General features: G+C 29.9%; 12 protein-coding genes, 1 pseudogene and 1 riboswitch. Of the genes and pseudogenes, 11 read left to right on the forward strand and 2 right to left on the reverse strand.

The window, feature by feature from the left end:
* The first annotated feature begins 2 nt into the window (after positions 1-2).
* The 10 genes from CLOBL_RS05105 to ade all read left to right on the forward strand — a co-directional run bounded on the left by CLOBL_RS05105 (position 3) and on the right by ade (position 10636).
* On the forward strand, positions 3-707 hold the full coding sequence (locus tag CLOBL_RS05105; RefSeq protein ID WP_077858029.1) for a response regulator transcription factor: 705 nt from the start codon (positions 3-5) through the stop codon (positions 705-707).
* 2 nt (positions 708-709) lie between these two features.
* On the forward strand, positions 710-2419 hold the full coding sequence (locus tag CLOBL_RS05110) for an ATP-binding protein (RefSeq protein ID WP_077858030.1): 1710 nt from the start codon (positions 710-712) through the stop codon (positions 2417-2419).
* A 243-nt stretch (positions 2420-2662) separates the two neighbouring features.
* Entirely contained in the window at positions 2663-3580 is a 918-nt protein-coding gene (locus CLOBL_RS05115; protein WP_077858031.1) for a phosphate ABC transporter substrate-binding protein, read from the forward strand.
* A gap of 24 nt (positions 3581-3604) precedes the next feature.
* Positions 3605-4498 carry a phosphate ABC transporter permease subunit PstC gene (pstC, locus tag CLOBL_RS05120; RefSeq protein WP_077858032.1) on the forward strand — a complete coding sequence of 298 codons (894 nt, stop codon included), beginning with the start codon at positions 3605-3607 and terminating at the stop codon, positions 4496-4498.
* Positions 4498-5382, forward strand: a complete 885-nt coding sequence (gene pstA, locus CLOBL_RS05125; RefSeq protein WP_077858033.1) for a phosphate ABC transporter permease PstA — start codon at positions 4498-4500, stop codon at positions 5380-5382. Before pstC ends, pstA begins: the two co-directional genes overlap by 1 nt.
* 9 nt (positions 5383-5391) lie before the next feature.
* Positions 5392-6141 carry a phosphate ABC transporter ATP-binding protein PstB gene (gene pstB, locus CLOBL_RS05130; RefSeq protein ID WP_077858034.1) on the forward strand — a complete coding sequence of 250 codons (750 nt, stop codon included), beginning with the start codon at positions 5392-5394 and terminating at the stop codon, positions 6139-6141.
* A 23-nt stretch (positions 6142-6164) separates the two neighbouring features.
* Positions 6165-6827 (forward strand): phosphate signaling complex protein PhoU, encoded by a 663-nt coding sequence (gene phoU, locus CLOBL_RS05135; protein ID WP_009169070.1) that lies wholly within the window; start codon positions 6165-6167, stop codon positions 6825-6827.
* 255 nt (positions 6828-7082) lie between these two features.
* Positions 7083-7745: a phosphate signaling complex protein PhoU gene (gene phoU, locus CLOBL_RS05140; protein WP_077858035.1), complete on the forward strand. Its 663-nt coding sequence runs from the start codon at positions 7083-7085 to the stop codon at positions 7743-7745.
* A gap of 535 nt (positions 7746-8280) precedes the next feature.
* Positions 8281-8436: a zinc-ribbon domain-containing protein gene (locus tag CLOBL_RS05145; protein WP_009169078.1), complete on the forward strand. Its 156-nt coding sequence runs from the start codon at positions 8281-8283 to the stop codon at positions 8434-8436.
* A gap of 287 nt (positions 8437-8723) precedes the next feature.
* A riboswitch (purine riboswitch) is annotated at positions 8724-8823 on the forward strand.
* Between the two features lie 67 nt (positions 8824-8890).
* Positions 8891-10636, forward strand: a complete 1746-nt coding sequence (ade, locus tag CLOBL_RS05150; RefSeq protein WP_077858036.1) for an adenine deaminase — start codon at positions 8891-8893, stop codon at positions 10634-10636.
* 205 nt (positions 10637-10841) lie between these two features.
* On the opposite strand, the gene CLOBL_RS05155 is transcribed toward ade, so the two are convergent.
* Together CLOBL_RS05155 and CLOBL_RS28460 are read right to left on the reverse strand one after the other, a co-directional pair.
* Positions 10842-11738 carry a LysR family transcriptional regulator gene (locus tag CLOBL_RS05155; RefSeq protein ID WP_077858037.1) on the reverse strand — a complete coding sequence of 299 codons (897 nt, stop codon included), beginning with the start codon at positions 11736-11738 and terminating at the stop codon, positions 10842-10844.
* Between the two features lie 145 nt (positions 11739-11883).
* Positions 11884-11994: pseudogene (locus tag CLOBL_RS28460) on the reverse strand (IS630 family transposase); the annotation flags it as partial.
* Positions 11995-12329: 335 nt separating this feature from the next.
* On the opposite strand from CLOBL_RS28460, the gene CLOBL_RS05165 reads away from it, so the two are divergent.
* The coding region (locus CLOBL_RS05165) for a class I SAM-dependent methyltransferase (RefSeq protein ID WP_179117682.1) at positions 12330-12738 on the forward strand (409 nt) is incomplete at its 3' end.

The following is a 12738-nucleotide window of genomic DNA, read 5'->3' on the forward strand; positions in this document are numbered from 1 at the left end:
ATATGGCTAAGGAAAAAATACTAATAGTGGATGACGAAGAACATATAGTTGAGTTAATAAGATTTAACTTACTCAATGCAGGATATGAGGTTTTTACAGCAAACGATGGTATAGAAGCAGTAAAAATAGCTAAGGCAGAAAAACCAAATTTATTGCTGCTTGATTTAATGTTGCCAGGAATCGATGGCTTTGATGTCTGCAAGGAAATAAAACGAGATAATGAAATGAAAAAGACATCAATAATAATGCTTACAGCAAAAGGGGAGGAATTAGATAAGATACTCGGACTTGAGCTTGGAGCTGACGATTATATAACAAAGCCTTTTTCTGTAAGAGAGCTGCTTGCAAGAGTAAAAGCTGTATTAAGAAGGACAAATACATTTAATGAAATAGAAGAAAGCGATGTTTATGATTCACAAAATCTTAGGGTGGATTTTGAGAGACATGAAGTATATGTTAATGAAAAAAAGGTGGATTTAACCTTAAAAGAATTTGAACTTCTTCAAATATTAATAAAAAACAGAGGTAAGATACTCAAAAGAGAAACTTTATTGGATAAAATCTGGGGATATGAATATATTGGTGAAACAAGAACTGTAGATGTTCATATAAGATACCTAAGAAAGAAGATAGAAGAGGATGATAAGAATCCAAGATTTATTGAGACTATAAGGGGAGTGGGTTATCGATTTAACCCGGCAGAATAAAAATGAAAAATAAAATATTGACTTCAGTTATTATAACGGTGTTATTTGCAATAATAATTGTGGCTTCATCTTTTATTTTAATAATAAATATGGAACAAATTAAAAATACAGATGAAGAACTTAAAAACATAAATTATTTAATTTCTGAACTTAATAATGCTACAGATATTAGCAAAAATGATTATGAGGCTCTTAGAGCATTAAATGATACCAAAATAAATGGTATAAATGTGCGTTTTACACTTATAGATAATAATGGTGTTGTCTTGTATGATAATGAACAGTTAAGTCCGGAAAACCATAAAGAGAGAGAAGAAGTTAAGGCTGCATTTGAAACTGGGGAAGGTCATTCTAAGAGATATAGTGCTACAATTAAAGCTAACTTAATTTATTATGCAACTAAATTAAGCAATAATTATGTAATAAGAAGCTCTGTTAGTGTTTATACAATAACTATGCTTCAAAAAGAAAATATTGTATATTGTTTAGGAATATTAGCTCTGGTTATGCCATTTTCAATAATTTTATCACTAAGGTTAGTGAAAAAAATTGTTGATCCAGTAAAAGAATTGGAAAGTGTAACTCTTAAAATGACTCACGGAGATTATAAAATAAGGGCTAATATTAAGACTAATGACGAGCTTGGAACTTTGGGAAATAGTTTTAACAATATGGCTGAACAATTGCAGATTAAAATTCATGAAGTAATAGATAAACAAAATAGAATAGAATCAATATTAAAAAGCATGAATAGCGGTGTTGTGGCAGTTGATAATCAAGATAAAGTTATTTCAATTAATCCGTGTGCAGAACTGTTATTAGGAATTAAGAAAAACATTGTCGGCGAGTATTTATTGGATTACGTAAATGATTATGATATAAGTGATTTTTTGCAGCAGGAAGAAGACAGTGATAAGGAAATAAAAATGCTGCATCCAGTGGAGAGAGATTTTAAGATCAAGAAATCAGATATGTTTGATGGTGAGGAAAACATAGGGAAGGTTATAACTTTTCAAGATATTACAGATATAAATAGAGTAGAGCTTATGAGAAGTCAGTTTGTTGCTAATGTATCACATGAACTAAAGACTCCATTAACTTCTATAAAGGGCTTTGCTGAAACATTAAAGCTGGTTAAAGATGATGAAACAAGAGAAAAGTTTTTGGATATTATAGATAAAGAAGCAGATAGATTGTCAAGATTAATAAACGATATATTAGTACTATCAAGTATTGAAAGTAATTTAACTTTTGACATGAATGAATTTAAACCAAATTCAGTGATTGAAGAAGTACTTAACATTATGAGAAAAATTGCAGTTAACAAAAATATAAAATTAGAATTTAAAGATGATTATGCAGGAAATATCATAGGAGATAAAGATAAGTTCTATCAGTTAGTCTTAAATTTAGTGGAAAATGCTATAAAGTATTCAAAAGACGGATCGGGAAAAGTAGAAATATCAAGCTATAATAAAGATAGATTCTATTGTCTAATAGTAAAAGATAATGGAATAGGAATACCTAAAGAAGATATATCAAGAGTATTTGAACGCTTTTATAGAGTCGATAAGTCAAGAAAGAAGGGCGGTACTGGCCTAGGTCTAGCAATTGTAAAACATATTGCTAAACTATTTAATGGAGAAATTAATGTTAAAAGTGAGCTTGGAGAAGGAACGGTTTTTGAGGTTAAAATTCCATATGTACAGTAGGCTGCATGTAACATGCAGTCTTTTTTTATGTCAATTTGAGAACGCTGAACCTGCATTACAACACTAATATAGTTTAATTTATGACAATTTACATGTTTCAATGTTAAATTTTTTTAACATTCCTCTAATATAACTTAACATACCTATAATAATAGATTAACTAACTGGTTATATTATAGTATATGTAGATAGAAAAAATATGAAAATAAATGAAGTTGAATTTATTTATGGAGGGAAATTATCATGAAAAAGAGAACATTGAAATTTGTTATAGGCGCTTTACTAGTAACAGTTTTAGGTGGCGCTATGGTGGGATGTGGAAGCTCATCAAATGGTGGAGCAAAATCAGATAATGGAGCAAAGACTGAATCAACTGATAAAGTATCAGGATCTATAACTTTAAGTGGATCAACAGCATTATTACCATTAATGGAAAAAGCAATAGATCCATATACTAAGGCAAATCCAGATGCACAAATTAATGCTCAAGGTGGAGGATCAGGTACAGGACTTACACAAGTATCGGATGGATCAGTAGATGTAGGAAATTCAGACATATTTGCAGAAGAAAAATTAAGCGCAGATAAAGCAAAAGAATTAGTTGATCATAAGGTTTGTGCTGAAGGTTTTGGTATTGTAGTAGGAAAAGACCTAGGAATAGACAACTTAACTTCAGATCAACTTAAGGATATATTCTCAGGAAAAGTTACAAACTGGAAAGATGTTGGAGGCCCTGATAAAGCAATACTAGTAGTTCATAGACCTTCTAATTCAGGAACAAGAGCAACATTTACAACAGTAGTACTTGGTGGAGATAAATCTCTAGAAAATGATTCTTTAGGCGTAACTCAAGATGCAAATGGATCAGTATTAAGTGCAATGAAGGAAAATGATGGAGCAATAAGTTATATAGGACTTGCATACATGAACGATCAAGATGCTAAGAATACTTTAAAATTAGTAAAACTTGATGGCGTTGAAGCTAACAAAGACAACATAAGTACTGGTAAATATAAATTCTGGTCTTGGGGTCATATGTACACTAAAGGAGAAGCAACAGGTGTAGCTAAAGACTTTATAGATTATTGTACAAATAAAATCGACAAATCAGTACTAGATGATTTAGGATTTGTTGCAGGAAGTGACATGAAAGTAAAATAATTTCAAATTAAAGGATGAGTAAAGATGGAGAAAAGAAGTTTTAAGGAAAGGCTTATCAATGAATATTTAGGCCAAGGCTTTGCAGGAGTATGCGGAATATTAATAATACTTATAACAATATCAATAATAATATTCATAGCATCAAAAGGAATAAGAATATTTACAGCTGATGGATATAGTGTCACAGATTTTTTATTCAAAAGTGATTGGAAGCCAAATAAAGGAGGAGAGCCTTCCTTTGGAGCTCTCGCATTCATCTTAGGTTCAACCGCAGTATCAATAGGTGCAGTTATTTTAAGTGCACCTATTGCTATTGCTTTGGCAATTTTTGTGAATGTTATATCAAGTAAGTTTGGAAAGAAGATAATTAAACCTTCATTAGAAATATTAGTTGGAATACCTTCAGTTGTTTATGGATGGGTTGGTATTTCAGTGTTAGTTCCAATTATTAAAAATCATTTTGGTGGGATGGGATTTTCTTTGCTTGCAGGAATTATAGTTCTATCATTAATGATATTACCTACTATAGCAACGTTATCTATAGATGCTATAACAACCATACCTCAGGATCATATTGAAGCTTCATATGGGCTTGGAGCTACAAGATGGCAGACTATTTATAAAGTAATAGTTCCAGGTGCAAGAACAGGGATACTTACAGGAGTAGTACTTGGAATAGCAAGAGCTTTTGGAGAAGCATTAGCAGTTCAAATGGTAATTGGTAATACTGTAAAAATACCAGATAGCCTTTTTGGATCAATGGCAACATTAACTAGTATTATAACAATGGAGATGGCTAATAGTGTTGGCGGAACTCCTGAAAATGATGCATTATGGACATTGGCATTAATTTTACTTGTGATCTCTTTTATATTTATTGTTATAGTTAGAATGATTGAAAAAAGGAGTGCAGTATAATGGATGCAAAAAAAGTTGACAAGATTGCAACAATTATATTCTACATGATAAGTATGTTTATTGTGTGTTTACTTGGTGCATTTATCGTATATATCTTATATAAAGGCGGAAGTATGTTAAAGCCTTCATTTTTGTTTGGGAATCCTAAATTAACAGGACCTGGAGGCGGAATTTTCCCTCAGCTTTTTAATTCGTTTTATATGTTAATTGTATCTCTAATAATTACAATTCCAATTGGAATTGGAGCAGGGATTTATTTGGCTGAATATGCAAAAGAAGGGCCGATTCTTAGATTCATAAGAATGTCTCTTGAAACTATGTCATCACTTCCATCTATAGTTATAGGTATGTTTGGATTGTTAGTTTTTGTTAATATGGGTGGATTTGGATATTCACTTCTTGCAGGGGCTTTATCTGTAAGTATATTAAATATACCAGCAATGACTAGAATTTCAGAAAATGCTATAACATCTGCAAGCAAAAGAGTAAAGGAAGCATCTCTTGGACTTGGCGCAACTAAATGGCAGACCCTAGCTAAAATTACAGTACCAACAGCTATGGGAGAAATATTAACAGGTATTATCTTAGCGGCAGGAAGGATATTTGGAGAAGCAGCAGCATTTTTATATACTTCCGGATTAAGTTCGAGAAATTTAGACTTCAGCACAATAGATTTGTCAGGAAGCCGTTCTGCGTTTTCACTTTTTAGACCTGCAGAAACTTTAGCAGTTCACATATGGAAGTTAAATTCAGAAGGAACTGTACCAGATGCATCACAAATTGCAAATGGGACAGCAGCAGTGCTTATACTTGTAGTTCTTTTGTTTAATGTTGGAGCGAGACTATTAGGAAATAGATTAATGAAAGCTTATAGTGGGAAGTAGGAGATAGTTATGAATATTATAGAAACTAAAGACTTATGCTTGTATTATGGAGAAAATCAGGCTTTAAAGAGTATAAATATGTCAATAAATAAAAATGAAGTTACAGCACTTATTGGGCCATCAGGATGTGGGAAGTCGACATTTTTAAGAACTTTAAATAGAATGAATGATTTAATTGAAATTGTAAAGATAACAGGTGAAGTTTTATTTGAAGGTAAAGACATATATAAAGATTGCGATGATATATATTTAAGGAAAAGAGTTGGGATGGTGTTCCAAAGACCTAATCCATTCCCAATGTCCATTTACGATAATATTGCATATGGACCTAGAATACATGGGACAAAGAACAAAAAGATATTAGATGAAATCGTGGAGAAGAGCTTAAGAGGAGCAGCACTTTGGGATGAAACTAAAGACAGGCTTAAATCAAGTGCTCTTGGATTATCAGGTGGTCAGCAGCAAAGGTTATGCATAGCTAGAACTCTTGCAGTTTCACCAGAAGTAATTTTAATGGATGAACCAACCTCAGCATTGGATCCTATATCTACAGGTAAGATGGAAGAACTTATGGATGAACTTAAAAAGAATTATACTGTTATAATTGTAACGCATAATATGCAGCAAGCAGGAAGAATAGCTGATAAAACTGCCTTCTTTTTAAGCGGTGAAGTAATAGAATATGGAAAAACAGAAGATATCTTTTATAATCCAAGAGATAAAAGAACAGAAGATTATATTACAGGTAGATTTGGCTAAGATGAGAAAGGGGCATTGGAATTATGACAAGAGGATCACAAGATATTAGAGTAAGAAATATAAACAAAGAATTAATAGAAATGGCCAGTTTAGTAGAAAAGCAAATATGTGAAAGTCTGCTTACTTTAAAGAATTATGACTTAGAAAAAGCTGATCAAATCATCAAAGATGATGATAAAGTTGATGAAATGCAAAAAAGAATAGAAGAAGAATGCATTAAGTTTATTGCAACAGAGCAGCCGCTTGCAACAGATTTACGAAGAGTATTCACTGCTTCAAAGATAGTTACAGATCTAGAAAGAATGGCAGATCATGCAGTTGATATTTGTAAGATAACAAAGAGAATAGGTGGAGAGATAGAGTCATTAGAAGGAAGTTCATCAGAATTATGGGAAATGGATAAGAAAGTACGAATGATGACTAAATCTGCTATAGAGGCATACATTAATGAAGATAATGAACTGGCCTATAAGATTTGTGAGAGTGATGATGAGATAGATGCATTCTATAAATCATTATTTACAAGTTTAATAAATGCAATTAAAGTAGATGAAAATTTAATTCAAAAAGGAACACAATTGTTATTTGTAATAAAATATCTAGAAAGAATAGGAGATCATGTAACTAATATATGCGAATGGACTATTTTTTCAAAGACTGGAGTTTATGTGGATTTAAACGAGTAAAACATAAATTTCTTGTAATAAACGAAGATGTCCTTTTATAAAGGGCATCTTTTGTTTTTATATAGTTCTTGACTGCGCGATGACAATAATGTAAGATAAGAAAAATATATAGTGCAAATTACAATATATATACATGAAATAGGAATATAAAAGCGGTTTAAATACAAGAATATAAAGTGAAAGTGGAAATATAGGTTGAATTTCTAAAAAATAAATACAGTACATAATAAGTGGTAAAAAGAGGAGAGAAAAACAATGACGAGAGGATCACAGGATATTAGGGTAAAGAATATCAATAGGCAATTGGTAATTATGGCTAACCTGGTAGAGAAACAAATATATGAAAGCATGTTAAGTTTAAAGAACTATGATATAAAAATAGCTAATAATATAATTAAAAGTGATGATAAGGTTGATGAATTGCAAAAGACAATAGAAGAGCTATGCATCAAATTTATTGCAGCAGAGCAGCCGCTTGCAACGGATTTAAGAAAAGTTATGACTGCATCAAAGATAGTTACGGATTTAGAAAGAATGGCTGATCATGCAGTTGATATATGCAAAATAACCAAAAGGATGGGCGGCAAGGTTAATAATTTTTCAAAGAACTTAGAAACTCTATGGGAAATGGAGAAAAAAGTGAGAATGATGATAGAGTTAGCCATAAATGCATATATTGAGAATGATGATGAAATGGCCTATAAAATCTGCGAAAAAGATGATGAGATAGATGCTTGCTATAAATCTTTATTCACAGGCTTTGTTAACGATATAAAACTAGATGAAAGCTTAACTGAAAAAGGAATAAACCTTCTATTCGTAATAAAGTATCTGGAGAGAATAGGAGACCATGTGACAAATATCTGCGAATGGACTATTTACTCTAAAAGTGGAGTTTATACTGATTTAAATGAATAAGTTTTGGTGCTATGTTTAAAATATGTAGTGATCTACTAAAAGGGTGCTCTAATGTAATAATGCATAAAGGAGCACCCTTTTGTTATGTAAATATACACAAAAAAATTAATTGAGAATGAGCAAGGAATACTGAATGAATTTTAAGTATTATGTTTTGCTATAATATCTTTGAAATTTATTTATAACGCTAGTTTGTAGCATTTCCATATAAAAACACTATACTTTAGGCTCAATATAGTGTATACTACAATAAATTTATGAATGTTTAAAATACTATTTATTATGTATTATATTAAGAGTTATCTTACAGCCTTTTTTTATGATTTAACCATTCATAAATTATAAATATTAAAAAGCTAATTAGCAGAAATATAAATATTAATAAAAATTAAAATAAAAGATTGATATTTAAAAGAAAAGCTGTTATAATAAGTTTTGTAATAAAAAAGGTTTTTTATAGATATTATGCATTTCTCCTTTTAGAGAATTATATGAATCGATATATTAATCTTTAATTTAGAAGGAGGAAGTTAATATGGAAGATAAGACTTTAGTATGTAAAGATTGCGGAAATGAATTTGTTTTCACAACTGGAGAACAAGAATTCTACAAAGAAAAAGGATTTGACAACGAACCAGTAAGATGTCCTGATTGTAGAAGAGCTAGAAAACAACAAAATAATAGAAGATAGTTTGTGATTATTTTGAGAGTTATAAGATTTTCTTATAACTCTTTTTTGATATTAATCTGAAAATATTGAAACATATAAAAAATAGGTGATAAAAATGATAAAATAGTTACTGCATTTTGAATTCTATAGTAAATAAATTTTTCTATAAGGATATTAATAATGTGAGGGTTCTTGAGTGGTTAATCCCTAAAAGCTACTTTCCAAAGATTTGTTTTTTTAAATAATTAATTAGATTTAAATTTGTTAATTTAAATTGACAGGACGTTTATACTAAGCTATAATGATATAAAATTAATAGAAAAGTTGTTCGTATAACTTCAATAATATGGTTTGAAGGTCTCTACCAGGAACCACAAAATCCTGATTACGAAGAAAATTGGTTATTCATTTTTCTTCGTAATCAGGATTTTTTTATTAAAAAATAAATTTGTATTTGTAGCAAGGAGTGTAGTTTATGAAAAATAATATGTCTTTTTTAAAGAAAAGAATTAAGGTAGCAAAGAAGGAAATAAAAGCAGAGGTTGTTATAAAAAATGGAAAGATAGTGAATGTTTTTACTGGCAGCATTACAGAAGGTGATGTGGCTATTGTAGATGGGTATATAGCAGGTATTGGAGAGTATGAGGGCGAAGAAGTTATAGAAGCACATGGTAAGTTTATAGTTCCTGGATTTATTGACGGTCATATGCATATTGAAAGTACAATGCTTACACCAAATGAATTGTCAAAGGTATTAATTAAGCATGGAGTTACTACAGTAATGGCAGATCCACATGAAATTGCTAATGTTGCGGGGACAGAAGGGATTAATTTTATGTTAAACTCATCAGAAAAGTTACCTATCGATGTGTTTATTATGCTTCCTTCTTGTGTTCCGGTAACTTCATTTGAAAGTAGTGGAGCAAGATTAGATGCAGAGGATTTAGAGCCTTTTTACTCACATTCAAGGGTATTAGGTCTTGCAGAAGTTATGGATTTTCCATCTGTAGCTAACCTAAATGAAGAAATGCTTAAAAAGCTTATTAATGCTAATATAAATGGAGGCATTGTAGATGGACATGCTGCTGGACTTAGTAAAGAAGAATTAAATATATACGCATCGGCAGGAATTTATGCAGATCATGAATGTGCTAATGTACAAGATGCAAAAGATCGTTTGGAATTAGGTATGTATTTAATGATTAGAGAAGGTACAGCTGCTAAGGATTTAAAGTCACTTCTGCCAGTTATTACTCCCATAAATTCAAGGCGATGTATGTTGGTTACAGATGATAAATTACTTGATGATTTGATTAATGAAGGAAGTGTGGATCATAATGTAAGACTTGCTATAAAAGAAGGACTTGATCCTATTACAGCAATTCAAATGGCAACTATTAATGCAGCGGAGTTTTTCGGACTTCGTAGTTTAGGAGCAATTGCACCTGGATATCAGGCTGACTTATTAATATTAGATGATTTGCATAGTATTCTAGTTAATAAAGTTATAAAGAGAGGGAAATGTATTGTAGAGAATGGAGAAGTAAATAATGAAATAATTAAAGGAAGTGAAAATAATATAGAATTAGCTTCAAAATTACCTATGATAAATATGAAAGAACTTAGAAAAAGCGATTTGGAAATACCAATATCTTCAGAATTATGTAATGTAATAGAAATTGTTCCTAATAGTCTGATGACATATCATAAAATCGAAAAAGCGGATATAAATAATGGATATTTTAGTACGTCTATTTCAAAGGATCAGTTAAAAATAGCTGTAGTAGAAAGACATCATTCAACAGGAAATATTGGGCTAGGTATTGTTAAAGGGTTCGGTATAAAAAGTGGAGCCATTGCAACAACAGTAGCTCACGACTCTCATAACATTGTTGTTATTGGAAACTCTGATGAAGAAATGCTATTAGCAGTAGATCATATAAAAAAGATGAATGGAGGAATTGCAATTGTTTCAGGTAAAGAAGTTGTAGCATCATTACCCCTTGCAATAGGAGGATTAATGTCTGAAAATGGTTATTTAAAAGTTCAAGAGGAGCTTTATGATTTGAATAAAGCTTTAAATAAAATAGGATTTGAAAAGGAGTTTAATCCATTTTTAACTCTATCTTTTTTAACTCTTCCGGTTATTCCGGAAATTAAATTAACTGATAAAGGTTTGTTTGAATTTAAGACATTTTCTCATATAAAAATTCAGGCATAAAATATTAGTGATTTTCCTCAGATTAGCTACAATACTAAATTTGAAAAATTAAAGAAAAAGCAACATTCATAGGGGAATATGAATGTTGCTTTTTTATATTTATAGGGTAAATATTTATGAAAAAAAGTTTTATCAATCTTATAAGTTTATTATAGTGAGCAATTGTGTCAGAATGGTGGCAAATTTATATATGTCTTTATGTAATTTATAATAGATAATTTAAAAAGTTATCTACTATTCTTTTATTACCGCTTTTTTTAGAATATATACAAGCAAATTTAAAGTCAGAATCAAATTCGCGATCAATTAATGAAATAGGGATAATTCTTTGACTTTCTACATAAGGATCATCTCTTAGCATTGAACTAGGAAGTATGCTAAATGCTAATCCTTCAGCTACAGTTTTTTTTATAAGCTCAGAGTTTGTGGTTGTGAACAAAACATTTATAGACATATTCTTCTTTTTTAAAGGCTTAAGCAGCTTTTCACAAAATTCACTAGAGTATATGACAATTGGATAATTTAATAAATCTTCAATGCTTACTGCGTCACCATAAGCTAATGGAGAATTTTTAGAAAGTATGATTTTCATTTCGCCTCCATAGTCTAAGTATTTAAAATTAACATTAGCTAACGCTTCTTTTTTTGCATGTTTATTAACAGGTATAAATCCTAAATCAATAATATTATTATTAATTTTCTCAATAATTGTATTACGATAAGTTTCAATAAGATTTATCTTAATTTGAGGAAAGTCTCGTTTAAATGATGATAGAGCATATGGCAGAAATCCTGCTAATGCACTTGGAGAAAAGGCAATTTTTAATTCTCCTTTTAATGAAGAATTTATAATCTGAGATTCTGTTTTTATTTCTTCCACTTTTCTTACAATTTCTAGAGCTTTTCTAATAATATTTCTACCGTCCTCGGTAGGTATAGTTCCCATTCGAGATCTTTTAAATAATTTTACTTCTAATTCTTTTTCTAATTGGAATAGCGATTGGCTTATAGCTGATTGAGAAATATGAAGATTTTGCGCTGCGAGAGAGATTGATTTTGTATTAACAATTTCTTTAATATATTCCATTTGTTCAAAGTTCATAATAAATCTCCTTGTATAGTTTAATATAATCTATACTTATATTAACATAAGTAATAACTGTTTTACATTTATAAAACTAATAGTTAAACTTAAATATAGGGTTGTCACAATAATTTTATACTTAAGTTTAACTATTAGAAGGTTTAAAAACATCATAAATTATTTTAGATCCCCATAACTCCTCTATTAAATTCATTTCTGGACTATATGGCGGTAAAAACAATAACGGTTCATTCTTTTCATAATGGTATTTGATAACAGAAATAGGGAATAGCTTACCATCTAGAGATTTCAGTAAATCGCCATTCATATTATTCTTTTGATATTATGAATATTGTGCAACTCTGTGAACATAGTCCAAGCAACACATAATGTAATCATATATACTGAATTAGACAAACAAAGTTCATATCTTCAATTATGAATGTTATTTGGAGTATATTCAATAATATTGCTATTTTTGAATAGGTGAATATAATCCAAATAAGAATTTTTAATTGCAATATATATTAATTTTTTACATAAGATTATTAGTAAAATTTATATAGATTTGATAATAATATTTAAACACGGAAAAAGGAGATGAATGTCATGATAATTGACAAAGTATTTTACAAAACATTGTTCAAAAATTTATTTTCAGATACATTTGAACTGAAACTTTGGGATGGTAGCTCAGAAATTTATGGAAAAGGAGAAGTTCAATTTAAAATAATTTTTAATGAACCTATACCTAAAGCAGATATTATTAAGGACCCTTCTTTGACTTTTGGTGAAGCTTATATGACCAATAAGATAGATATTGAAGGAAGTGTTCAAAAGGTTATTGAGTCTTTATATAACAATAAAGAAAGCTTTTTAAGTAATAGTGATAAATATTCAAGTTTGTTAAAGATAGCTACAAATAACATTAAAAACAGTAAGAAGAACATAGAATTTCATTATGATATAGGAAATGATTTTTACAAGCTATGGTTAGATGATACTATGACTTATTCTT

It is taken from the genome of Clostridium sp. BL-8, assembly GCF_002006495.1.
Classification (GTDB): domain Bacteria; phylum Bacillota; class Clostridia; order Clostridiales; family Clostridiaceae; genus Clostridium.

Coding starts and splice junctions, on each gene's coding strand:
- phoU (WP_077858035.1), top strand. CDS start 7,083: ATGACGAGAGGATCACAGGATATTAGGGTAAAGAATATCAATAGGCAA.
- CLOBL_RS05105 (WP_077858029.1), top strand. CDS start 3: ATGGCTAAGGAAAAAATACTAATAGTGGATGACGAAGAACATATAGTT.
- CLOBL_RS05145 (WP_009169078.1), top strand. CDS start 8,281: ATGGAAGATAAGACTTTAGTATGTAAAGATTGCGGAAATGAATTTGTT.
- pstC (WP_077858032.1), top strand. CDS start 3,605: ATGGAGAAAAGAAGTTTTAAGGAAAGGCTTATCAATGAATATTTAGGC.
- phoU (WP_009169070.1), top strand. CDS start 6,165: ATGACAAGAGGATCACAAGATATTAGAGTAAGAAATATAAACAAAGAA.
- ade (WP_077858036.1), top strand. CDS start 8,891: ATGAAAAATAATATGTCTTTTTTAAAGAAAAGAATTAAGGTAGCAAAG.
- pstA (WP_077858033.1), top strand. CDS start 4,498: ATGGATGCAAAAAAAGTTGACAAGATTGCAACAATTATATTCTACATG.
- CLOBL_RS05110 (WP_077858030.1), top strand. CDS start 710: ATGAAAAATAAAATATTGACTTCAGTTATTATAACGGTGTTATTTGCA.
- CLOBL_RS05155 (WP_077858037.1), bottom strand. CDS start 11,738: ATGAACTTTGAACAAATGGAATATATTAAAGAAATTGTTAATACAAAA.
- pstB (WP_077858034.1), top strand. CDS start 5,392: ATGAATATTATAGAAACTAAAGACTTATGCTTGTATTATGGAGAAAAT.
- CLOBL_RS05115 (WP_077858031.1), top strand. CDS start 2,663: ATGAAAAAGAGAACATTGAAATTTGTTATAGGCGCTTTACTAGTAACA.